At 64.7% G+C, this 23212-nt stretch carries 24 protein-coding genes; 13 read left to right on the top strand and 11 right to left on the bottom strand.

Going from position 1 to position 23212, the window contains the following annotated elements:
• Positions 1-3 precede the first annotated feature (3 nt).
• From FHR95_RS02930 to FHR95_RS02920, 3 genes are read left to right on the top strand one after another with little or no spacing between them, the layout of a single operon-like run.
• Positions 4-771 (top strand): MlaA family lipoprotein, encoded by a 768-nt coding sequence (locus FHR95_RS02930; RefSeq protein ID WP_183313282.1) that lies wholly within the window; start codon positions 4-6, stop codon positions 769-771.
• Between the two features lie 12 nt (positions 772-783).
• The gene (locus FHR95_RS02925) at positions 784-1998 is read left to right on the top strand and encodes a PP2C family protein-serine/threonine phosphatase (RefSeq protein WP_183313281.1); all 1215 of its coding nucleotides are present in this window, start codon (positions 784-786) and stop codon (positions 1996-1998) included.
• A complete protein-coding gene (locus tag FHR95_RS02920; RefSeq protein WP_040186097.1) occupies positions 1985-2494 on the top strand; it encodes an STAS domain-containing protein in 510 nt (169 codons plus the stop codon). Before FHR95_RS02925 ends, FHR95_RS02920 begins: the two co-directional genes overlap by 14 nt.
• 26 nt (positions 2495-2520) lie before the next feature.
• Here FHR95_RS02920 and tal read toward each other — a convergent pair whose 3' ends face one another.
• On the bottom strand, positions 2521-3459 hold the full coding sequence (gene tal, locus FHR95_RS02915) for a transaldolase (RefSeq protein WP_183313280.1): 939 nt from the start codon (positions 3457-3459) through the stop codon (positions 2521-2523).
• A 134-nt stretch (positions 3460-3593) separates the two neighbouring features.
• On the opposite strand from tal, the gene FHR95_RS02910 reads away from it, so the two are divergent.
• The 10 genes from FHR95_RS02910 to FHR95_RS02865 all read left to right on the top strand — a co-directional run bounded on the left by FHR95_RS02910 (position 3594) and on the right by FHR95_RS02865 (position 14014).
• On the top strand, positions 3594-4808 hold the full coding sequence (locus FHR95_RS02910; RefSeq protein WP_183313279.1) for a multidrug effflux MFS transporter: 1215 nt from the start codon (positions 3594-3596) through the stop codon (positions 4806-4808).
• Between the two features lie 214 nt (positions 4809-5022).
• On the top strand, positions 5023-6036 hold the full coding sequence (locus FHR95_RS02905; RefSeq protein ID WP_183313278.1) for a substrate-binding domain-containing protein: 1014 nt from the start codon (positions 5023-5025) through the stop codon (positions 6034-6036).
• A 104-nt stretch (positions 6037-6140) separates the two neighbouring features.
• The gene (pstC, locus tag FHR95_RS02900) at positions 6141-7397 is read left to right on the top strand and encodes a phosphate ABC transporter permease subunit PstC (protein ID WP_040186105.1); all 1257 of its coding nucleotides are present in this window, start codon (positions 6141-6143) and stop codon (positions 7395-7397) included.
• Between the two features lie 18 nt (positions 7398-7415).
• Positions 7416-8582: a phosphate ABC transporter permease PstA gene (gene pstA, locus FHR95_RS02895; RefSeq protein ID WP_040186107.1), complete on the top strand. Its 1167-nt coding sequence runs from the start codon at positions 7416-7418 to the stop codon at positions 8580-8582.
• A gap of 28 nt (positions 8583-8610) precedes the next feature.
• On the top strand, positions 8611-9471 hold the full coding sequence (gene pstB / locus FHR95_RS02890; protein WP_425485250.1) for a phosphate ABC transporter ATP-binding protein PstB: 861 nt from the start codon (positions 8611-8613) through the stop codon (positions 9469-9471).
• A 46-nt stretch (positions 9472-9517) separates the two neighbouring features.
• Positions 9518-10720, top strand: coding sequence for a chromate efflux transporter (gene chrA / locus FHR95_RS02885; protein WP_183313277.1), 1203 nt, complete (start codon positions 9518-9520; stop codon positions 10718-10720).
• A gap of 85 nt (positions 10721-10805) precedes the next feature.
• Positions 10806-11228 (top strand): arsenate reductase ArsC, encoded by a 423-nt coding sequence (locus tag FHR95_RS02880; RefSeq protein WP_183313276.1) that lies wholly within the window; start codon positions 10806-10808, stop codon positions 11226-11228.
• A 39-nt stretch (positions 11229-11267) separates the two neighbouring features.
• Positions 11268-12341: an ArsJ-associated glyceraldehyde-3-phosphate dehydrogenase gene (locus FHR95_RS02875; protein WP_183313275.1), complete on the top strand. Its 1074-nt coding sequence runs from the start codon at positions 11268-11270 to the stop codon at positions 12339-12341.
• A complete protein-coding gene (arsJ, locus tag FHR95_RS02870; protein WP_183313274.1) occupies positions 12316-13563 on the top strand; it encodes an organoarsenical effux MFS transporter ArsJ in 1248 nt (415 codons plus the stop codon). Before FHR95_RS02875 ends, arsJ begins: the two co-directional genes overlap by 26 nt.
• A 97-nt stretch (positions 13564-13660) precedes the next feature.
• Complete coding sequence (locus FHR95_RS02865) at positions 13661-14014, top strand: metalloregulator ArsR/SmtB family transcription factor (RefSeq protein ID WP_040186117.1); 354 nt, start codon at positions 13661-13663, stop codon at positions 14012-14014.
• 84 nt (positions 14015-14098) lie between these two features.
• Here FHR95_RS02865 and FHR95_RS02860 read toward each other — a convergent pair whose 3' ends face one another.
• From FHR95_RS02860 to FHR95_RS02815, 10 genes are all read right to left on the bottom strand, one after another.
• Positions 14099-16576 (bottom strand): arsenate reductase (azurin) large subunit, encoded by a 2478-nt coding sequence (locus FHR95_RS02860; RefSeq protein WP_183313273.1) that lies wholly within the window; start codon positions 16574-16576, stop codon positions 14099-14101.
• Positions 16577-16591: 15 nt separating this feature from the next.
• Complete coding sequence (locus FHR95_RS02855) at positions 16592-17113, bottom strand: arsenate reductase (azurin) small subunit (protein WP_040186121.1); 522 nt, start codon at positions 17111-17113, stop codon at positions 16592-16594.
• A gap of 296 nt (positions 17114-17409) precedes the next feature.
• Entirely contained in the window at positions 17410-17646 is a 237-nt protein-coding gene (locus FHR95_RS02850; protein WP_040186123.1) for a thioredoxin family protein, read from the bottom strand.
• 12 nt (positions 17647-17658) lie between these two features.
• Positions 17659-18672, bottom strand: coding sequence for a permease (locus tag FHR95_RS02845; RefSeq protein WP_183313272.1), 1014 nt, complete (start codon positions 18670-18672; stop codon positions 17659-17661).
• A gap of 90 nt (positions 18673-18762) precedes the next feature.
• Positions 18763-19305 carry a sigma-70 family RNA polymerase sigma factor gene (locus FHR95_RS02840; protein WP_221199174.1) on the bottom strand — a complete coding sequence of 181 codons (543 nt, stop codon included), beginning with the start codon at positions 19303-19305 and terminating at the stop codon, positions 18763-18765.
• A gap of 2 nt (positions 19306-19307) precedes the next feature.
• Positions 19308-20507: an MFS transporter gene (locus tag FHR95_RS02835; protein WP_183313271.1), complete on the bottom strand. Its 1200-nt coding sequence runs from the start codon at positions 20505-20507 to the stop codon at positions 19308-19310.
• 49 nt (positions 20508-20556) lie between these two features.
• Complete coding sequence (locus FHR95_RS02830) at positions 20557-20841, bottom strand: CC/Se motif family (seleno)protein (RefSeq protein WP_040186127.1); 285 nt, start codon at positions 20839-20841, stop codon at positions 20557-20559.
• Between the two features lie 3 nt (positions 20842-20844).
• Complete coding sequence (gene arsB, locus FHR95_RS02825) at positions 20845-21939, bottom strand: ACR3 family arsenite efflux transporter (protein ID WP_183313270.1); 1095 nt, start codon at positions 21937-21939, stop codon at positions 20845-20847.
• A 13-nt stretch (positions 21940-21952) separates the two neighbouring features.
• Complete coding sequence (gene arsH, locus FHR95_RS02820) at positions 21953-22678, bottom strand: arsenical resistance protein ArsH (protein ID WP_343065164.1); 726 nt, start codon at positions 22676-22678, stop codon at positions 21953-21955.
• Positions 22675-23178: an arsenate reductase ArsC gene (locus tag FHR95_RS02815; protein WP_183313269.1), complete on the bottom strand. Its 504-nt coding sequence runs from the start codon at positions 23176-23178 to the stop codon at positions 22675-22677. Before FHR95_RS02815 ends, arsH begins: the two co-directional genes overlap by 4 nt.
• Positions 23179-23212: the final 34 nt, after the last annotated feature.

The raw sequence follows: 23212 nt of genomic DNA, 5'->3' as shown, positions 1-23212 counted from the left end.
CCGATGAAACTGTGTCCGATGAAGTGGGCGGGGCGGGTAGCGCTGGTCCTTCTGCTGGGGATCACCGCGGGGTGTGCCACCACTGGCGAGCGCCAGGAGCGACATCCCGACGACCCCTGGGAGGGCTTCAATCGCAAGGTGTTCGCCTTCAACGACGTGATCGACCGCTATGCGCTGAAGCCGGCGGCGCGCGGCTACCGTTTCATTACCCCTGATCCCGTCGAGAGAGGCGTAGGCAATTTCTTCTATAACCTGGGGGAGCCGCGGACGGCACTCAACAGCCTGCTGCAGGGCAAGGGCGGCAATGCCGGCATCGCCACCGGTCGCTTCCTGATCAACACCACCATTGGCCTCGGTGGCCTGTTCGACGTTGCCACGCAGCTGGAGATCACCGGCCGCGAGGAGGACTTCGGCCAGACGCTCGCTGTCTGGGGATGGGAGGATTCGCGCTACCTGATACTGCCGCTGCTCGGTCCGAGTACGCTGCGCGATACCGGCGGCCTTCCGGCAGACATGTATACCTATCCGACCACCTACGTGGACGATGACGAGGTGCGGATGGGTCTCACCGCCCTGCGGGTCATCGATACGCGCGCTGGCCTGCTTGACCGGGAGGAGATGATCCGCGGTGACCGCTACAGCTTCATTCGCGATATCTGGTTGCAGCAGCGCCGCTTCGAGGTCAGCGATGGCGAACAGGGGGAAGATCCCTTCGTCGACGAGGCGTTCGACTTCGATGAAGCGGACTTCGATGACGCCTTCGCCGAATGAGGCCATGACCGCATGTCACCAGCCAAGCAACTGATCGGGGTGATCGACGTGCCCGGGCCGGAGCGCGATGCCCTGGCCGAGACCATCGCCCGCGACGGCCTGGCGGTATATGCCGCCGACGACATCGAGGAACTTCCCTCGGAAACCGCGCTCATCGTGGCCCACGCGCGAGCGGTGCCCAGCGGCGAATGGACTCGGCTTGCCGAGCGTCTGCCGACCCTGGTGGTCAGCGATGAGCGTGAGGATGCTGACCTGCTGCGTGCGGTTGATGCCGGTCTGGTGGACTACATCATCGACCCGTTGCGCCATGGCTCCTTGCTGCGGCGCATGATCGGCAAGGCCATCGACGTGCATCTGCTGGCCGCGGAGCGTGAACATGACCGTGCCCGCCTGGCTCAGCTGAACGAGAACCTGGAAGAGCTCAACGAGAGTCTCGAGACCCACCTGGCGATGCTGCGTCTCGATCAGCAGGCCGGTGGACAGATCCAGCGCAAGCTGCTGCCGTCGAGACCGCAGCTCCTGAATGACGTCGACTTCGACTACTGGCTGGCACCCTCGCTCTACCTGTCGGGCGATTTTCTCGATTTCCAGGCCTTCAATGCGCGCTACAGCCTGTTCTACTTTGCCGACGTCTCGGGCCACGGCGCGTCCTCGGCCTTCGTTACCGTACTGCTGAAGTATCTCTCCAATCACTGGCAGCACGAGTGGAACGGTGAGCACCCCGAGGCCCTGGCGCCGCGCTGGCTGGCGGCGATCAACCGCGAATTGCTGGATGCCGGCATCGGCAAGCATGCGACCCTGTTCGTCGGGGTCATTGACCATGAGCGGCGCTATCTCCACTATTCGCTGGGCGCTCAGCTGCCCATGCCGCTGCTGGTGGCGGACGGTGAGATAACGCCGCTGCCGGGCGAGGGGATGCCGGTCGGCCTATTTCCGGGGGTCGACTATCCCCAGCTGGGTTGTGCACTGCCGGAGAACTTCCGGTTGTGGCTGTGTTCGGATGGCATATTGGAGTGTCTACCGGGCGATACGCTTGATCTACGGCTCAGGGAACTCGAGCAGCGGGTCCTGGCCAGCGAGACGCTGGAGGACCTACGTGGCAGCCTTGCACTGGGCGCCTTGGCAGACGATGATGAAAGTGTCGCCAAGGGCGCGCCAGGGCACGAGGAACTGCCGGACGACCTGACGATCATGATGTTGAGCGGATTTGGCAATGATAAACCATGAAGGCCGCATCAAGGCGGCGTTCGATTCCGGGGTATTCGTCCTCAAACTGTGCGGGGATGTGCGCCTCACATTGTGTGCCACGCTGGACCAACAGGCTCGTCAGCTGGCCGAGACCCCGGGCCTCGAGACGCTGATCATCGACCTGCGCGACACCACCAACGTGGATTCCACCGCGCTGGGTTTCCTCGCCAAGGTGGCCATGGCGGTGCAGGGCCGCGTCACCGAGCGACCGACCATTATCGCCGACAACCCGGATGTTCGGCGAATGCTGGACGTCATGGGGTTCTCGCGTATCTTCACCCTGGTGGAGACACCGATCACCGAGACCTGTGAGCTCTGCGACCTTCCCGAGATACCCACCGACGTCGAGGAAACCCGCCAACGGGTTCTCGAGGCGCACCGTATCCTGATGCGCCTCAACGAGCATAACCGCGAGGAGTTTCAGCCGCTGGTCGAGATGCTCGAGGCCCAGCAGACCGCCTCGCACGGTAACTGACCCGGGCCTCGACGACCTCCTGCCGTTCAGCTTTTCCTCAGCTCGCTCAGCAGCGCCTCCAGCTTGCGCTGGTCGTCCATGAATTTGCGAATCCCCTCCGCCAGCTTTTCGGTAGCCATGGCGTCCTGATTCATCTCCCAGCGGAACTCGGCCTCGTCCTGGGGTTCCGGGGTGCGAGTCTCGGCATCCAGCGGCATCAGCCGGCGCTCCAGCGTACCGCGGGTCTCGGCCAGTTCTTCCAGCAGCTTGGGCGAGATGGTCAGGCGGTCACAGCCGGCCAGGGCAATGATCTCGCCGGCATTGCGGAAGCTCGCGCCCATCACGATGGTGCTGTAGCCATGCCCCTTCAAGTGTTCATAGATGCGCTTGACGGACTGCACGCCCGGGTCGCGGTCGCCACTGAAGTCGGCATCGGGTTGCTGGGCCTTGTGCCAGTCCAGTATTCGACCGACAAAGGGCGAGACCAGAGTGACGCCGGCATCGGCGCAGGCCCGGGCCTGGGCAAAGCTGAACAGCAGGGTGAGGTTGGTACGAATCCCTTCGCGCTCGAGGATACGGGCGGCACGGATGCCTTCCCAGGTGGCGGCGACCTTGATCAGGATACGCTCGGCACCCACGCCATGCTGCGCGTAGCGGCTGATCAGAGAGCGTGCCCGTGCCAGGGTGGCGTCGGTATCGAAGGAGAGACGCGCGCTGACCTCGGTCGAGACGTAGCCCGGTATCAGCGCGCTGACTTCGCTGCCGATCTCCACGGCCACCGCGTCCAGGGCATCGTCGATGTCGGTGGCCTGGCGGGCGATCTCGGCCAGCCGTGCACGGCGCGATTCGTGCTGGGCCGCCTGCAGGATCAGCGACGGGTTGGTCGTGGCATCGGTCGGCGAGAAGCGGCGAATGGTGTCGAGGTCACCGGTGTCGGCGACCACGGTGGTCATCGTCTTGAGTTGTGAAAGCAGATCATCTGCCATGCGGGATCCCTCCGGTTGTCATGGGGGCCACTCTAGCAAGGCGCAGAGACCGAATATAGACGGCCGAGGCAGGGCGCCGCCGTTTCGGGTATCATTAGCCCTCTATCTTTTGTCGCGTGATGCCGGGAGGCGCCTTGACCCTCAACGCACGACGCGTAGCGCTGCTGGTGGCCGCCAACACGGCTCTGGCGCCCTTTGCCATCGATGCCTACCTGCCGGCCATGGCGGCGATTGCCGGGCACATCGGTGCGAGCATCCACCACACCGAGCTGTCGCTTTCTACCTTCCTGGCCGGTTTTGCCCTGGGTCAGCTGGTGTTCGGCCCGGTGTCCGACCGCGTCGGGCGCAAGCCGGTGCTGCTCGGCGGCCTGGTGGTCTTCCTGCTGGCCAGTCTGGTGATCACCACGGTGGACTCGCTTGGCGAGCTGTTGAGCTGGCGATTCGTGCAGGCGCTGGGCGGTGGCGCGACCGTGGTCAATTCGGCGGCCATCGTGCGCGACTGTTTTCACGGGCGTGAAGCTGCCAAGGTCATGTCGACCATGGCCATCATTATGCTGATGGCGCCGCTGGTGGCCCCGGTCGTCGGCAGTGGCCTGCTCTATCTTGCCGACTGGTGGCTGATCTTCGTGTTCCTGGCGGTCTATGCAGGTTTCCTGATGTGGCTGCTGGGCACCCGCCTGCCGGAAACGCGAGCGCCCGGTGAGTCGGCGGCAACGCCGTCCAGGGTGTTGGCCAATTACGCCAGCGTGCTTGGCGACCGTCGGGCCATGGGCTTCATTGCCGCGGCCTCGATGTCGTTCGCCGGGCTGTTTGCCTTCGTTACCGCCTCGCCGTTTCTCTATCTCGAGCACTTCGGCCTGACGCCATCCCTCTATCCGCTGGTATTCGGCGTCAACGTGGTCGCCATGGTCGCCGCCAACCGCCTCAACATTCGTCTGCTGAGGTGGCGCACGCCGCTGCAGAACCTGCGCCTGGGGCTGGCGATCCAGCTGGCCGCCGGCATCGGACTGGCGCTGATGGTGATCACCGGCCTGGCGTCGCTCGCCACCATGGTGCCGCTGATCATGCTGTTCGCTGGCACCATCGGCCTGATTGCCCCCAACGCCATTACCTCACTGCTCGACCGCTTTCATCACATGAGCGCCACGGCCGCGGCCCTGCAAGGCAGCCTGCAGTTCTCCAGCGGCGCCTTGGCCGGGGTACTGGTGGGTGCCTTCGAGGTGGATAGCGCCTGGCCGATGGTGGGCACCATGCTGGGGGCGTCACTGCTGGCCAACCTCGGCATCCGGGTGCTGGCCGGGCGCACCGCCTTGCCCGAAACGCCGGCGGCGACATCGCGCAAGCGGTGATGGTCTCCCTGCTTTCCCGTCGTCAACAGCGTTCCTGGACGTGAGCGTGTCATGATGCTGTCATTTCCTTGCGTCAGTGTGTGACCCGCAGGGGGGCTTCTTGTCCCCGGTAAAGATGACGCTGAGGTGACGTATATGTCATCAGTTTGTCATCTTGCTGGTGCAAGGTGTCACTCGCGAAGGTTGCATACTGTCCCAATCAGGAGATCGCTCCATGAATCGCATCCTCAAGACCACTGCCATTGCTGCCGCCGTCATGGGCGTGGCCACCGTGGCCCACGCTCGCGACCAGATCCGCATCGTCGGCTCCAGCACCGTCTACCCGTTCGCGAGCTACGTCACCGAGGAGTTCGGCGCGGTGACCGAGTATCCGACGCCGGTCATCGAGTCCACCGGTTCCGGCGGCGGCATCCGACTGTTCTGTAACGGCGTGGGCGAGGGCACTCCGGACATCACCAACGCCTCTCGCCGCATCAAGGTCTCCGAGCTGGAGCGCTGCATCGAGAACGGCGTGACCGACGTCACCGAGGTCAAGATCGGTTCCGACGGTATCGTCTTCGCCCAGTCCAGCACCAACGACGCTATCGAGCTGACGCTCGAGCAGCTGTTCCTGGCCGTGGCCGCCAAGGTGCCGGTCGATGGCGAGCTGGTCGACAACCCCTACATCAACTGGAGCGAGATCGACGCCTCCCTGCCGGATCGCGAGATCTCCATCTACGGCCCGCCCAGCACCTCCGGTACCCGCGACGCCTTCGAAGAGCTCGCCATGGAAGTGCCGTCAGAAGAAATGGAGGCCTACGGTGGTGAGGCCTATACCCAGATTCGCGCCGACGGCGCCTACATCGATGCTGGCGAGAACGACAACCTGATTGTCCAGCGCCTGCAAGAGGACACCGAGGCCTTCGGTATCTTCGGCTACTCCTTCCTGGTCGAGAACCCCGATGCCCTGGTCGGTACAGCGATCGATGGCGTGGCGCCGGAGCCCGAGGCGATCAGTGCCGGCGACTACCCGATTGCTCGCTCGCTGTGGTTCTACGTCAAGAACCAGCACGCCGAGGCCGTGCCGCCGCTGTACGACTATGTCGACATGTTCGTCTCCGAGACCATGATCGGCGAGGGCGGCTACCTGGGTGACCTGGGCCTGATCCCGCTGCCGGAAGCCGAGCGTGAGCAGACCCGTGAAAAGGTCGAGAACCGGGCTGAGCTCGAGGTCAGCGACCTCAAGTAATCGCCTGTGGGGCAGGGACGCCCGATCCGGCCGGCAGCCCACGGCTGCCGGCCGACGCGCTTTCCGGCAGGCATGCTGCCGTCGTAATCCACCGAGAGAGACCTATGCAGACCAATCAACTCCTCGCCATGTTCAGCGGCGTTCTGCTGCTGCTGGGTCTGATAGCCTTCTTCCTGGGACGTGCCAAGGCCGCGCGAGTGCGCGAAACCGGCGCGTCCATGTACGCTCAGCCCGACCAGTACGCCTGGTTCGCCGTGCTCGCCACTGCCGGCCCGGCGATTACCGTGGGCGCCGTCGGGGCCTTCCTGATGCTGCTGCTGGGCGCGGACATTCCCACCTTTTACCTGCTGGCCGGTAGCTTGGTCGTCGCCGCTATCGGCCTGATGGTGGGCATGAGCCAGGTGAAGCCCGACTTCCACGCCCGCCAGGCCATCGAGCGGGTGATTCGCTGGATCCTGGTGACCGCAGCGCTGATCTCGATCTTCACCACCTTCGGGATTCTCTTCTCCATCGTCTTCGAAGCGCTGCGCTTCTTCCAGATGCACAGTTTCTGGGACTTCATCACCGGAACCGTCTGGAACCCTGGCGCCAGCTTCCTGGCCGCTGCCGGACGGGCCGACGAGGGTGGCGCCGCCGCCCAGTTCGGTTCGGTGCCGCTGTTCGCCGGCACCTTCATGATCACCGCTATCGCCATGCTGGTCGCGATCCCGGTGGGCCTGCTCTCGGCCATCTACATGGCGGAGTTCGCTCCCAAGCGGGTACGCACCCTGGCCAAGCCGACCCTCGAGGTGCTGGCCGGCATTCCCACCGTGGTCTACGGCTTCTTCGCCGCCATCACGGTGGCGCCGTTGATCGTCGACCTGGCCGGCTTTTTAGGCCTGGACGCCTCCTTCAACAATGCCGTGGCGCCCGGCGTGGTCATGGGCATCATGATCATCCCCTTCATCTCCTCGCTCTCCGACGACGTAATCAATGCGGTCCCGGACAGCATGCGACAGGGCTCCCTGGCGCTGGGCATGACCAAGGGCGAGACCATCCGCGACGTGGTCATTCCCGCGGCCCTGCCGGGCATCATCTCCGCCTCGCTGCTGGCGGTCTCCCGGGCGCTGGGCGAGACCATGATCGTGGTGATGGCGGCGGGCATGCGGCCCAACCTCACCGCCAATCCGCTGGAAGACATGACCACGGTAACGGTGCGCATCGTCGCGGCGCTGACCGGCGACCTGGAGTTCGAGAGTGCCGAGACGCTCTCCGCCTTCGCCCTGGGTCTGGTGCTGTTCGCCGTCACCCTCAGCCTGAACCTGGTGTCGGTGCTGATGATCCGTCGCTTCCGCGAGAAGTATCGCGTCAATAACCTGTAACGCCGAGGAAACGCCGAGATGAGTCAATCCTTCGACGCCATCAGCGCCCAACTACGCCGCCGCCATCGCCGGTCGTCGCGGCTGAAGTGGATCTCCATGGGGGCCCTGGGGCTGGCCGGCCTGTTCCTGGTGCTGTTCTTCGCCGACATGCTGTCCAAGGGCCTGCCGGCCTTCCAGCAGGCGCAGATCCAGGTGGAGATCGACTACAATGACGATGCCCAACGCATGGGGCGTGCCGCCCTGGATCCCGAGGTGTCTCGCCTGGTGAGCCGGACCTTCGAGCGCTTGATCCCGGTGCGCATGCGCGACAATCCAGAGCTGCTGGGCACCAGCGAGACCCGCTGGGTGCTGGCCGACAGCGAGGTAGACCAGTATCTCAAGGGGCATCGGAACAAGCTAAGTGACGCCCAGCAGGCCACCGTCGATACCCTGGTGGAGCAGGGCCGGGCGGCGCTCAAGTTCAACACCACCTTCTTTACCAGCGGCGACTCGAAGATGCCGGAAGCCTCCGGGATTCTCTCCGCCGCCGTGGGTACGGTGATGACCATGCTGGTGACGCTGGCTATCGCCTTCCCGATCGGCGTGATGACGGCGGTCTACCTGGAGGAGTTCGCCCCGGACAACCGCCTGACCCAGATCATCGAGATCAATATCAACAACCTGGCGGCGATTCCATCGATCCTGTTTGGTTTGCTGGGCCTGGCCATCTTCATCAACTTCTTCGGGGTGCCGCGCTCCTCCCCGCTGGTCGGCGGCATGACGCTGGCGCTGATGACTCTGCCGGTGGTCATCATCGCCACCCGCACGGCGCTGCGCAGCGTGCCGGACTCGATTCGCCACGCCGCCTTCGGGGTCGGTTGCTCGCGCTGGCAGGTGGTGCGAGATCACGTGCTGCCGCTGGCCATGCCCGGCATCATGACCGGTTCGATCATCGGCCTGGCCCAGGCCATGGGGGAAACCGCCCCGCTGATCATCGTCGGCATGGTGGCCTTCATCCCCGACGCTACCGCCTCCTTCACCCAGGCGGCCACCGTGCTGCCGGCCCAGATCTTCACCTGGGCGGGCGAGCCGGAGCAGGCCTTCGTCGAGAAGACCGCGGGGGGGATCCTTGTGCTGCTGACGATCCTGATCTTCCTCAATGCCACCGCCGTCATCCTGCGCAAGAAGTTCGAGCGCCGCTGGTAAGCCACGCTACGTTACAGGATATCCCTAGATGAACATTCATGTTGCCGAGCGGAGTACCGCGCCGATGTCACCTCACCAAAGCTCCCGTCCCGAAGCTGGCCAGCCGGTAACCCGCAATGCCGATGCTCACCATGAGCTGAGCATTCGCGTCCGCGACCTCAACCTCTGGTACGGCCAGAGCCAGGCGTTGAAGAACATCAACATCGATGTCTACCAGAAGAACATCACGGCCCTGATCGGGCCTTCGGGCTGTGGCAAGTCCACCTTCCTGCGCTGCCTGAATCGCATGAACGACCTGATTCCCAACGTGCGTCTCGAGGGGCTGGTGGAGATGGACGGCCTCGACGTCAATGCCGCCAAGATGGATGAGGTGGCCCTGCGTCGCCGGGTGGGCATGGTCTTCCAGAAGCCCAATCCCTTTCCCAAGTCGATCTACGACAATGTCGTCTATGCGCCGCGCATGCACGACCTGGTGAGCCGCAAGGCCGATCAGGACGAACTGGTGGAAAAGGCACTGCGCGACGCCGGCCTGTGGGAGGAGGTCAAGGATAAGCTGCAGCAGCCGGGCACCTCGCTTTCCGGCGGCCAGCAGCAGCGCCTGTGCATCGCCCGCGCTATCGCCGTGCAGCCCGACGTGATCCTGATGGACGAGCCCACCTCGGCGCTGGACCCGATCTCCACGGCGACCATCGAGGACCTGATGGACAAGCTCAAGCAGCAGTTCACCATCATCACCGTGACCCACAACATGCAGCAGGCGGCGCGAGTGGCCGACTATACGGCCTTCTTCCACCTTGGCGAGATCATCGAGTACAACGACACCAGAACGATGTTCGCCAACCCGGCCACCAAGAAGGCCGAAGACTACATCACCGGCCGCTACGGCTGAGCGTGGCCGCGCCCACGCGCTCCGGCCGGCGAAGCAGTATCCGGCCATGAGTCTCCCGTCAGGCGATCGGGGCCGCTATCAGGAGGTCTTTCTGGCCTTCCTGCTGCTGGGCCTGACCTCCTTTGGCGGCCCCGTCGCGCACCTGGGCTACTTCCGCCACGAGTTCGTAACGCGTCGGCAGTGGCTCGGCGAGCGCGACTATGGCGACCTGGTGGCGCTCTGCCAGTTCCTCCCCGGGCCGGCCAGCAGTCAGGTGGGGTTTGCGCTGGGCATGCTGCGGGCCGGTCCGGGGGGCGCGGCGCTGGCCTGGCTGGCCTTTACCCTTCCCTCGGCGCTGCTGCTGGTGGCCTTCGCGCTGGGTGCGAGCCTGTTCGAGGGGCCCGTTGTGGAGGGCTTGGTCCGCGGCCTCAAGGTGGCGGCGGTCGCTATCGTGGCGCAGGCCGTATGGGGGATGGCCAAGGGGCTGTGTCCGGATCGTCGTCGCGCCGGTATCGCTCTGGCCGCGGTCTTCATCGTGGTGCTGGTAGGTGGCCCGCTTGGCCAGGTAGTGGCAATCCTGACGGGGGTGCTGGCCGGCCTGGCGCTATGCCGCGCCAACGGTGATGCGGCGCAGCCGGCGACGCTATCGCTGCCCGTTTCCCATCGGGCCGGCGGCGTCGCCCTGCTTGCCTTCCTGTCCCTGCTGGCGGGACTGCCGCTGCTGGCACTCGCGACCGCCTCGCCGACCCTCGACCTGCTGGATGCCTTCTATCGGGCCGGTGCCCTGGTGTTCGGCGGCGGGCACGTGGTGCTGCCGCTGCTCGAGGCTGAAGTGGTGCAGTCGGGCTGGGTCTCGTCGGATGTCTTCCTGGCCGGTTACGGGGCCGCTCAGGCGGTGCCCGGGCCGCTGTTCACCTTCGCCGCCTATCTCGGCAGCGTGCTGGGTATCGGACCGAGCGGGCTGACTGGGGCCGCCATGGCGCTCGTCGCGATCTTCATGCCGGGGCTGCTGCTGCTGGTGGCCGTGCTGCCGTTCTGGAATAGCGTTCGCCACTGGGCCGCTGCCCAGTCGGTGATGCGCGGCGCCAATGCCGCCGTGGTGGGTATTCTGGGTGTCGCACTCTATGACCCGGTCTGGACCGGGGCAATCCTCGGGCCCGAGACGTTCGCCCTGGCCGTGGCTGGCTTTCTGCTGCTGGTGCGCTGGCAAACGCCCGCCTGGGCCGTGGTCGGGCTGCTGGCCGTGTCGGGTATCCTGCTCGCCTCCTGATCGCTTCCTCCCGCGATCGCCGTCATGGAATTGACATCTGGCGCTGTTATATATGATATTCCATATATATTCGGGAGCTCCCCACATGACCAAACAGCGTGTGCTCTTCCTGTGCAATGCCAATTCCGCTCGCTCGCTGATGGGGGAGGCGCTGTTGCGCTACCTGGCAGGCGACACCTTCGAGGCCTACAGCGCGGGCAGCGAGCCGGATGAACCCGCTGCGATGACCCTGGCGGCATTGAAGAAGCAGGGGATTTCCACCGAGGGCTTGGCCAGCAAGTCGCTGGATGACTTCACGGGCCAACACTTCAATGCCGTTATTGTGCTGTGCGACAAGGCACAGCAATCCTGTCGCGACTGGCAGGGCGAAAGCGACGAGCATCTCTACTGGGATATTCGCGATCCGCGTCTGATCGGCCGCGAGGACGCCTATGAACAGGCGTTGCAGGAGATTCGTCGCCGTCTGTCGCTGTGGTTGCAGATCAAGACGAGAGACGGCAATGCCTGAGGCTGTCTTCCGGCGTTCATTGTTTATCAGGAGAGCAACATGACCCTACGACTCGGCATTAATGGCTTTGGGCGCATTGGCCGCCTGGTAGTGCGAAGCCTCTGGCCCCGCGTGGCGGCGGGCGAGGTGGAACTGGTGCGCATCAATGACCCGGGCGGCGACGCCGCCACCTTCGCCCACCTGCTCGAGTTCGACTCGGTGCACGGCCAGTGGTCGCCGGGACAGGGCATCCAGGCTGAGGAAGAGGCCATCCTGATCGACGGTCGTCGTATCGCCTTCAGTGCCCACAAGGCGCTGGGCGATAGCGACTGGTCTGGCTGCCAGGTCGCCATCGAGTGCTCCGGCAAGATGAAGACCACGGCAGCGCTTCAGGCCTATCTCGACCAGGGCGTCGAGCGGGTGGTAGTGAGTGCACCGGTGAAGGAGGAGGGCGTGCTCAATGTGGTGGTGGGCGTCAATGACGACCTCTATGATCCGGCGATGCATCGCATCGTCACCGCGGCGAGCTGTACCACCAACTGCCTGGCGCCGGTGGTCAAGGTGATCCACGAGACCTACGGTATTCGCCACGGCTCGATGACCACGGTGCACGACATCACCAACACCCAGACGATCCTCGACGCCCCGAGCTCTCCACAAAAGCCGGATCTGCGTCGTTCGCGCGCCTGCGGCATGAGCCTGATCCCCACCACCACCGGCTCGGCCAAGGCGATCACCGCCATCTTCCCGGAACTCGAGGGCAAGCTGAACGGTCACGCCGTGCGCGTGCCGCTGGCCAACGCCTCGCTGACCGACATGGTCTTCGAGCTCGAGCGCGAGGTGACGGTGGAAGAGATCAACGCGGCGCTCGAGGCCGCCGCCGAGGGTTCGCTTGCCGGCATCCTAGGCTATGAGGAGCGCCCGCTGGTCTCCATCGACTACCGCACCGACCCGCGCAGTTCGATCATCGATGCCCTCTCGACCATGGTGGTCAACGGTACCCAGCTCAAACTCTACGCCTGGTACGACAACGAGTGGGGCTATGCCAACCGCACCGCGGAACTGGCCCTGAAGGTGGGCCTAGGGAAGGTAGGGCGGGAGCAGGTAGATGAGATGCAGGTGGGTCGTGGTTGATGGAAACTCGCTTGCCGTTCGCCTGCGGGCCTTGCCCTTTGAGGTGCGCCAGTACCTGCTGATCACCGGCAACTACTGGGCCTTCACCCTCACCGATGGCGCCCTGCGCATGCTGGTGGTGCTGCACTTCCACCAGCTGGGCTACTCGCCCCTGGAAGTGGCGCTGCTGTTCCTCTTCTACGAGGCCTTCGGCGTGGTTACCAACCTGGTAGGGGGGTGGCTGGGGGCCCGCCTGGGGCTCAACCGCACCATGAACCTCGGGCTCGGGTTGCAGATCGTGGCGCTGGCCATGCTGATGGTGCCCGCCACGGCGCTGACCGTGCCCTGGGTGATGGCCGCCCAGGCGCTCTCGGGGATCGCCAAGGACCTCAACAAGATGAGCGCCAAGAGTGCGGTCAAGGTGCTGGTGCCCAAGGACAGCCCCAGCGCCGGCAGCGCCCTCTACCGCTGGGTAGCGATCCTCACCGGTTCCAAGAACGCGCTGAAGGGCGCCGGCTTCTTCCTGGGCGGGCTGCTGCTGACCTTGATCGGCTTTCGTGGCGCCGTCATCGCCATGGCGGTGATGCTGGTGGGCGTGCTCGCCCTGTCGCTGGTGCGCCTCAAGGCCCACCTGGGACGCCAGAAGCGCAAGCCCAAGTTCACCGAGGTGTTCTCCTCCTCAAAGGCCATCAACGTGCTTTCGGCAGCGCGGCTCTGCCTCTTCGCCTCCCGGGACGTCTGGTTCGTGGTCGCCTTGCCGGTGTTTCTCTATGACCAGCACGGCTGGAGCCACTGGACGGTAGGGGGGCTGCTGGCCATTTGGGTGATCGGCTACGGCGGCGTGCAGACCCAGGCACCGCGCCTTACCGGCCTGGTCAAGGGCGGGGCGCGTGGGGTCACGGCCTTCTGGGCCTTGCTGCTGGCCGGCCTGCCGGCACTGCTGGCCCTGCTGCCCCTGGCCGAAGTGGGCTGGCTGGTAGCAGGGCTGCTGGCCTTCGGCGTGCTGTTCGCCGTCAACTCCAGCTGGCACAGCTACCTGATCGTCCACTACGCCCGCGCCGACGGCGTTTCCATGGACGTGGGCTTCTACTACATGGCCAACGCCATGGGTCGCCTGCTGGGCACGCTGCTCTCCGGCTGGGTCTACCAGGTCCATGGCCTTGCCGCCTGCCTGTGGATCTCGTCTGCCCTGGTGGCGGCCAGTGCGCTGATGGCCCTGGCATTGCCACGTGAGGCGGCGTGACATGGTATGACACAGTACCCGGCTTGGGCAGGGGTTGCTGTCGGAGCAGCGGACGGTGACGTAGAATGACCCCCTTGGTTTCTATGAGGTATATCGCTTGATTCAGCTCGACCCCCCAAGACTTTTTAAGTGCCTGGGTGACGAGACGCGTCTGACGCTCACGTTGCTGATTCGCTGCGAGCAGGAGTTGTGCGTCTGCGAGATGACCCACGCCTTGGAGGAGTCCCAGCCAAAGGTGTCGCGTCACCTGGCCCAGCTGCGCAACTGCGGCCTGCTGAGCGACCGTCGTGATGGTCAGTGGGTCTACTATTGCCTGGCGCCGGCACTGCCCAACTGGATAGAGGATATCCTGAAGGCCGCTCAGCAGGGCCAGGCTGAGCGTCTGGCCCTGCTGCAGAACCGTCTCGCCAGCATGGGGAATCGGCCGGAGCGGCGATTGACCATGTGCTGATATGGCAGTCATTCAGTATGAACGAGGGAGAATTGGTAACCTCACTCGCCCATGCTGCGCCAGATCCGCAATCGGCGTCATGTCTCAGGAATAGCGCCGACGCTTGAACGAGACGTCTCGCAGGTAGGCGGGGTTGGAGCCGATGCGGCGAAGGTTGGCCCAGGCCCCCTTGTAGTAGGGGATGATGTTGCGGTCCGTCCATTCGCTGACCACGTCACCCTGAACCCCATTGGGATAGCCGAACATCATGAAGACCTGCCCCCGGTTCAGGTCGGGTTCCAGATAGGCCATGGCCATGGTCGCGCCGTAGTCATTGTAGACCTCGACAATATCGCCGTTGGCGATCCCCAGCGCCTCGGCATCCTGCGGGTGGATCTCGACCGGGGCCATGGGGTAGCGGCCCTTGCGGAAGGCCAGGTGCTGATCATGATAGGCAGACTGCCAGATATGATTGGTACGACCGTTGTTGATCCAGAAGTCGAACCTCTCCTTCTGCTGCTGAACCACCTCGGGAAGCCCGTTCCAGGGCGACGGCTGGAAGTGTGCCCTGCCATCCTCGGTATCGAACCTGCTGTCGGTATACAGCATCTCGGTGCCGATCAGCTTGCCGTCCTTGTACGCCTTGATGGGCAGCTGGACGCCGTTGTTGCCGGCCTCGGACAGGCGCTCGTAGGTGGCCAGGTGTCCCGTCGGCCCGCCCTGGCTGTCGATCTCCTTCTCATGGGCCATGCGGAACCCGTCGTTGAAGGCGTCCTCCTCGGTCGTCCAGTCGAACCCGGCGAAACGCTCGGCCATCGCCGCGTTGCCTGCCGCCTCGAAGCGCTGCTTGAGGGCGTTGGCCATGTCGGCGGCGATCAGGCAATCCGGCCTGGCGATGCCGGGAGGGTCCATGAAGCGTTCGGACAGCCGCAGCCGCCGCTCGCCGTTCATGGAGGTCAGGTTCATCTCGCCGGGATGGGTCGCCGGCAGCACCAGGTGGGAGGACTCGGCGAACTTGGTGCGGTAGAGGTCGATATCGACGATAAACAGGCCGCCCTTGTTCTTGACGGCATCATAGACGATATCGATCAGCTCCTCGGTGGAGGCGCCGCGTGCTTCGGCTAGCGCCTGGTTGACGATGGCGGCTCGCCGCTTGATCACCTGGCGATAGGTCTCGGCATTGACGGTGGTCTGGAAGGCGTTGCAGGCCCAGACCGTCAGCATCATGCCATTGCCCTTGATCAGCTCCTGGTCGATATAAGGCGCCGGGCGCCCGCCGGGATAGGGGGGGCGCGTATAGCCCTCCTGGTGGCCGCCCATGCGCACGACGCCGGTGCCGCGGCGGCCGACGTTACGGGTGGCCACCACGAGGTTGACGATGGCGGACTGGATCCGATAGTTGTCATTGCCCCAGATCACGCCCTTCTCGTAGGCGTGCATGGTGCGCGGGGCATGACCGCTTGCCTTGGGCTGGTAGGCCCATTCGGCGGCCTTGATGATATCGGCACGATCCAGCCCGGTGATCCGGGCGCACTCGTCCAGCTCCAAGCGGTTGGCGGCGAGCATCTCCGCGAAGCCACTGGTGTGCTCGTCGATGAAGGCCTGGTCGTGCCAGCCCTGGTCGACCACGTAGGTCAGCAGCCCATTGAACAGCGCGGTATCGGTGCCCGGCTGGATCGCCAGGTGCAGGACATGGTCCTTGCCGGCGACGGTCTCGCAGATCGCCACGGTAGGCGTGCGTCGCGGGTCGACCAGGATGACCCTGCCCTTGCCCACGCTCTCGTCGGGGAACCATTCCCGCTTCTTGCCGACGTTGGCGCCCCTGAGGTTCGGCTCCCAGTGGGCCAGGAACCAGTTCGACTGCGTCTCGTAGGAGTTGCCGCCGATGGAGAAGATGACGTCGGATATTTCGGCATCCTCGTAGCTGTTGTTGAGCTCGCCGATGCCCATGTCGCGGGTCGCGTGGCACTCGGAGTTGTAGGCGGGACGGTTGTGGATGCGGACCATCTTCGTCTGCAGGCCGCTGAAGATCAGCTTGCCGGTGCCCCAGGTGTTCTCGAAACCGCCGCCGGCGCCGCCATGGTCGAAGAGGTTGAAGAACAGCTGGTCCGGGCCCTCGTTGTCGAGGATACGCTGGGTCAGGCCGGCATAGAGGGCCATCGCCTGCTCCCAGTTGCTCTCGACCCAGTCGTCACCGGTGTACACCAGTGGGTACTTAAGCCGCCGCTCGCCGATCGGGGTGCCCTCCGAATACATCACGCTGGCCATCTGGCCGCCCCGCGTCGAGGACAGCCCCTGGTTCACGCTGCACGCCTTGTCGGGAAGGATCATGATGTTGTATTCGCGACCGTCGTGATCCTTGATCCGGTTGACCATGGCCGGCGTCATGGTGAGCTGCATGGCAGGAAGCTGGCGGGTGAAGTCGAGCCCCAGCGCATTCTGGTCGGCAGTCCTGCCACCTTCCCGGTTGGCGGGCCACTTGTAGACATGGTAGCCGCAGCCGACGATGCAGAAGTGACACGCCATGTTGGTCTTCCGGGCATCTGCCGGGGGCAGCGGGATGCGGTCCTTGAACTGCGTCATTGTTGTTCTCCCGATTCAGATGATATTGGCCTGACGACCATAGATCAGCCCATCGACCGACACGGCAAGCAGGGCGTCTTCTGCCTCGTCATACTCCAGGATGATCCGCGGTAGGCTCTCGGTGGCATGGCCGATCACCATCTGGCCGGCGTTGTCGGGATCGAAGACGCTGTAGTGACAGGGGCACTTGAAGGTCTCGGCCTTCTGGTCGTAGTTAACCGGGCAGCCCATGTGCGTGCATTGGGTACTGTAGGCCACCACGTCCCGGTCCGGGCCCACCCCGACCTTGACCTCACGCCCCTTGCGAATCAGCACGCATGGCGATCGGGAGTCGGGATAGTTGAAGTGGACGGGCTGATTGACGGCGACGTCTCCCAGCCTGGCCACCACTTCTCGCGGGTAGGGGAGAGTCGTGCTGCCGGTGGTGCCCGAACCCTGGTCCGGCTGGGCCTTGGCCAACGGTGACAGGGACAGGGTGCTGACGGCAGCACTACTGCCGGTCAGCTTGAGGAAGTTGCGGCGGCTCAGTCGGGACATCGTCTGGCGCTCCGGAATGTTGTTGTAGGGAGGTCGATATCGGCTGTTGCTGCATAGTTATATGGATATTTGAATCAGCAGATTCATTTCTCAGATTAGTTACCCCCTGGCAGGCGCGCAAGGACGGTGGGTAGCGTCGGCGCGTTGCTACTGCCAACAGCCTAGAATTTCAGAGGCTTGAGCCAGGAGAAGGGGTAATCCCTGAACAGGACTTGATGATGATCAAGATAGTCCGGTGGGGCGTCTCGGAAAGGGGCCCGGTGCTGAAGGATCAACACGGGCCCGGTATGCCCTGCTTAGCCCTTCAGCAGGCTCTCGATCTTTTCTCGGCCCGGCACGCTGCCGCTGTGAACGAGCGTACCGTCGATGGCTACGGCGGGCGTCGACATGACCTGGTAGCCCATGATCGTGGCCGGGTCGGTGACTTTTTCCACCTCGACCTCGATGCCCAGTTCGCCAGCGATGGCCTGAATCTGTTCGGCGGTGTTGACGCATTTCTTGCAGCCGGTACCCAGTACCTCGATCTTCTTCATGATGTGTCTCCTCTAGGACAGGAATCCGCTGAACAGCCAGGGGCTCAGCAGGTTGATGAGCCAGCCAACGATCATGAAGTTGGCTAGCAGGATGACGAAGATGGTGGCCAGCAGGCGCCACTGCATGACCTGCTTGAGCATGATGAACTCGGGAAAGCTGGCCGCCACGGTGCTCATGCAGAAGGCCAGGGTGGTGCCCACCGGCAGCCCCTTGAGGATCAGGCTCTCCATCACCGGGATGACGCCGGTGGCGTTGGAGTAGAGCGGAAGCCCGGCCAGCACGGCGATGGGCACGTTCCACCATTGGCCGCTGCCCAGGTTGTCGGCGAACCAGCCGTCGGGCACAAAGCCATGCAGGCCGGCCCCCAGGCCGACGCCGATGAGCACCCACTTCCAGATCCGCCCGACGATCTCCTTGAGCTCGTCTCTGGCAAACTCATGGCGCTCCTTCAGGGTCAGAGAGGGCGTCTCGGGTGCGGGCGCATCGTCGTGGGGCGTCGCGGCGGCCTGTTGATAGGCCTTGGCCGCGAAAGCCTTCAGCCAGCGCTCGCCCTTCAGGGCATCGAGGAGCATCCCGCCGCCGATGCCCACGGCCATGCCGATAACGATGTAGACGAGGGTAAATTCCCAGCCCAGCAGGCTCCACAGCATGATCACCGCCACCTCGTTGATGATCGGCGAGGTGAACAGAAAGGCCATGGTGATGCCCAGTGGGATCCCGGCGCTGGTGAAGCCCAGGAACAGCGGGATGCTCGAGCAGGAGCAGAAGGGGGTGATGGCGCCGAAGCTGGCGCCCAGGCCGTATCCTGCCAGGCGGTGCTTCTGCTGGATGTAGTGGCGTACTCGCTCCAGGTTCAGCGAGGCGCGCATCAGGGCGATGACATAGATCATCACCACCAACAGCGCGAAGATCTTGGTGGTGTCCTCGACGAAGAAGTGCAATGAGGCGCCGAGCTTGCTCTCGGGGTCCAGCCCCGCGACGCCATAGATCAGCCAGTCGGCCAGCCAGCTAAAGACCTCCAGCATGGTCATCCTCTCCCTGTGTGTTCGGTCGGTGTCACCCAGGAAGACGCAGCAGGCGGCAAAAGGATACCGCCGCGATGCGAAAAATCTCGCTTATCCTTGGTGCGCGCGATGGCAGCAGATGCGCCCCTGCTCGTCGAAGACGATCCCGCACTGGGTGATGAGGCGCAGCCGCAGCCGCTGTCGGGCGCGGCGTAGGCGCGCCTTGGTGGCCGGCAGGCCCAGACCGTGGCCGTCGGCATAGTCGGCCTGGCGAAGCCCTTCCAGGTCGCAGCGCTGCAGGATATCGCGATCCTGCGGCTCGAGATGGGGCAGGGCGCGTTCGATACAGTCGATCAGGCTCTCCACGGGGGAGGCCGTCGGCGACTCCGTGGCGATCTCGGGCGGTGCCTCGTCCGTCCAGCGTTTGTCTCGACGCTGCTGATCGATCCACTGGTGGCGTGCCACGCGAAACAGCCAGGCACGCGGGGAGTCCAGTTCGCAGAACTGCCGGCGGTGGGCCAGCGCCTTGGCATAGACGGTCTGCAGGAGGTCATCGGCGGCATCGCGATCGCCACTGTGTCGGATCAGGAAGCCGCGTAGCTCGTCCCGGTGGTCTTGCCAGGCAGACTCGATGCAGGGAAAGACACGGCGCACGGTCAGGCATCTCCTGAGGCGAGGGGGTCCTGGCGGTGCAGGGGCTGGAGCGCCATCAGCCCAAGAATCGGCCCCGGCAGCAGCCACCAAAGCACCCAGCCGCCCTGCCACTCCCACAGGGCAGTAGTGAGGTAAATGGACGGGATGGTCAGCGCGAAGCCCACGGCGTTCATCACTGCCAGGGTCGAACCCACTCGCTCGCGCGGCGCGCTGGCCGCGGCCAGGGCCGAGAACTGTGGCGAGTCGGCGATCACGCTCAGCCCCCACAGGACGAGCAGTATCAGAAGCAGCCCGGGTGGCAGCCAGCCGACCAGCGGATAGACCAGGCAGATCAGCCCAGAAGCGGCCAGCGCTCGACGCGCCACCCACAGGCTGCCGAGACGGCGGCTAAGCTGCCCGCCACCGACACAGCCCAAAAACCCCAGCGCGATGACGGTAAACGACAACCAGGGAACCCAAGCCTCGGCTGCGCCGAGTCGCGCCACCTCGCGGGCGACCAGGAAGGGGGTGAGCGTCCAGAAGGCATAGAGTTCCCAGCAGTGGCCGAAGTAACCGCCGGCCACGGCGCGGAAGCGGGGCTCTCGCAAGGCGGCCAGTCCATCGAGTACTCGTGTCTTGCCGCTCGAGGATGGCAGATGCGTGCCATCTCCCAGAACGAAGATGCCTATCCCGCCGAGTACAGCAAGGATGGAAGCACCCAACAACGACCACTCCCAGGGCAGGCCCAGGGTTGAGCCGCGAAGGAGGTGGGGCAGGGCGGTGCCCAGGGTCAGCATGCCGACGAGCCAGGCCAGTGCTGCCCCGGTATAGCGGGGCGTCCAGCCGATCACCAGCTTCATGCCCAGCGGATAGATGCCGGCCAGGCAGAGCCCGGTGGCAAAACGCAGCAGCAGCGCGTGGGGAGGGTGTGCCGCTGCGAGCACGAAGACAGCGTTGGTCAGGGCACCGGCCAGGCAAGAGGCGGCGAAGATTCGGCTGGCGCGGAAGCGGTCGGCCAGGCCGGTGGTGGCGATGAACAGGGTGCCGGCGATGAAGCCTGCCTGCACGGTCAGGGTCAGGCGGCCCAGGTCCGCCTCGGAAACGCCCAGGTCGCGGGAGAGTGACAGTCCCACGCCGTTGACGGAGAACCACAGCGAGGTGCCGAACAGCTGGGCCAGCACGATGGTGAGCAGCGGGTAGCGCCGCAGGAGAGTCGCAGTCATCGCTTGATCCTCACTGGGAAGACGCCCGGGTGCAAGCCGCGAGGGCGTGCTATCTGGACAACGGCGCACCGTCCACGAAGAGATGTCGAAGGCCCAGGAAGCCCTCGACATCAAGTGTCAGGTCTTGGTCGAGCAGCGTCGGAGCGATATAGAGCACCACGCCATCGTGCTCGAGGCGCGTGTAGCGCTTCGGTGCATCCGGCGTCCTGGCTTCGGCCACCGCGATGTCCGCTCTGCCGCCGCAGCAGCCATGACGGGGTGAGAGGCGCACCGTGGCCACGCCGCCTTGCTTGTGCAGCCACTCGCGGGCGCGGTCGCTGACCTCGATGGCCATGGCTCAGCCCTTTGCCTCGGCGGGTGCCTCGGCCTCGGGGAAGTGGTGCCGAGTCTTGTTGGCGATGCGCACCAGCGCCAGCATCAGCGGTACCTCCACCAGCACGCCCACCACCGTGGCCAGCGCTGCGCCAGACTGTAGCCCGAACAGCGAGATGGCGGCGGCCACGGCCAGTTCAAAGAAGTTGCTGGCGCCAATCATCGCCCCAGGGGCGGCAACGCGGTGGGGCACTTTCCATACCTTGGCCCAGCCGTAGGCAATGAAGAAGATCAGGAAGGTCTGAACGATCAGCGGGACGGCGATCAGCACGATATGCAGTGGCGCCTCGAGAATGACCTCACCCTGGAAGGCGAACAACAGCACCAGTGTCAGGATCAGCCCGGCTGGGGTGACCGGACCGATGCGTTTCATGAAGACGTTGTCGTACCACTCGCTGCCATGGCGAGCGATCAACGTGCGACGCGTCAGATAGCCGGCGGTGAGCGGAATCACGATGTAGAGGACCACCGACAGCGCCACGGTGTCCCAGGGCACCTGAATGTTGGAGATGTCGAGCAGAAAGACCACGATGGGCGCGAAGGCGAACAGCATGATCAGATCATTGAGCGATACCTGTACCAGGGTGTAGGCGGCATCGCCGCGGGTCAGGTAGCTCCATACGAAGACCATGGCGGTACAGGGCGCAGCGCCGAGCAGGATGGCACCCGCCAGGTACTGGCTGGCCAGGTCCGCGGGGATCAACGGCTGGAACACCACCGTCAGGAAGAACCAGGCGATGGCGAACATGGTAAAGGGCTTGATCAGCCAGTTCACTGTGGTGGTGATGATCAGCCCCCTGGGTTGGCGGCGCACGCCGAGCACGGCACTGAAGTCGATCTGCGCCATCATCGGGAAGATCATCGCCCAGATCAGGATCGCCACCGGAATCGATACCTGGGCGACCTCGAAACGCGACAGCGCCTCGGGAATCGCTGGGGCAAACTGGCCGAGCAGTACGCCGATGACGATGGCCAGCGCCACCCACACCGAGAGGAAGCGCTCGAAGAGCCCCATGCCCTCCGACGTGCTGGGAGACTGGGAATCCTGAAGTGTGCTCATGGTGTGACTCCTGTCAGATGGCGCGCTGGTTGACCCGGGCGGAGAGCTGCTCGGCCGACTCCTTGCGTTCGGAGTAGCGGTCGGTGAGCGCCTCGCTGCGCCCGCGCACCAGCAGGGTGAATTTCACCAGCTCCTCCATGACGTCGACGATGCGATCGTAGTAGGACGAGGGCTTCATGCGCTCGTGTTCATCGAACTCCATGAAGGCCTTGGGCACCGAGGACTGATTAGGGATGGTGACCATGCGCATCCAGCGCCCCAGCACGCGCAGCTGATTGACGGTATTGAAGGACTGGGAACCGCCGCACACCTGCATCACCGCCAGGGTCTTACCCTGGGTGGGACGCACCGCGCCCTGTGCCAGGGGGATCCAGTCGATCTGCGCCTTCATGATGCCGGTCATGGCGCCGTGTCGCTCCGGCGAGCACCACACCATACCTTCCGACCACTCGGCCAGTTCGCGTAGCTCCGCCACCTTGGGGTGGGTCGTCTCCTCGGCATCGGGCAGCGGCAGCCCCTTCGGGTCGAAGATGCGAGTCTCGGCGCCCATGGCGCGCAGCAGCCGCGCGGCTTCCTCCACCGCCAGGCGGCTGAAGGAGCGGCTGCGCAGCGAGCCATAGAGCAGCAGGATGCGAGTGGGATGCTCACGGTCCACGGGGATGCCCAGGCTGGCCGCGTCGGGCACTTGGAAGCGAACGCGGTCGATATTGGGCAGGTCGTCGAGGGGATGGGTCGTCACGTGGTGTCTCCTTGTGGGGTCTCTTCCCGGGAGGCACCCTGGTGGATCTTTTCCAAGGCCTGCCGCAGGGCTTCGCTGGACAGCTGATCCAGCGGCAGGGCCAGCATGGCCTCGATGCGCCGGCGCAGGGCGCCGAAGGTGCTGGCGAAGGCGGCCTCGATTTCGGCCTCGCTGCCCTCGGCCCTCGAGGGGGCTGGCACGCCCCAGTGGGCCTTCACGGCCTTGCCAAGGAAGAGCGGGCAGGCCTCGCCGGCGGCATCATCGCAGACGGTGATGACGATATTCGGCGTCACCTCGAGATCGTCCCAGGACTTGTTGGCGAGCCCGCGGGGGGAAATGCCCTCCTTCTCCAGCCAGATCAATGTCAAGGGGTTTATCTCGCCGGCCGGATGGCTGCCGGCGCTCCAGGCGTGATGCCGGGTCTCGATCAGGTGGTTGAACAGCGCCTGGGCGTAGATGGACCGGCAGGAGTTGCCGGTGCACAGGAACAGTACGTTCATGGTGTCTCCATTGAGACAGTCGTCGGGGGCGGGG

Origin of the sequence: Halomonas fontilapidosi (assembly GCF_014192285.1) — a bacterium.
Lineage (GTDB): Bacteria > Pseudomonadota > Gammaproteobacteria > Pseudomonadales > Halomonadaceae > Halomonas > Halomonas fontilapidosi.
Note: the sequence above shows the minus strand (reverse complement) of the source record. Positions and strands in the feature narration are given on the sequence as shown.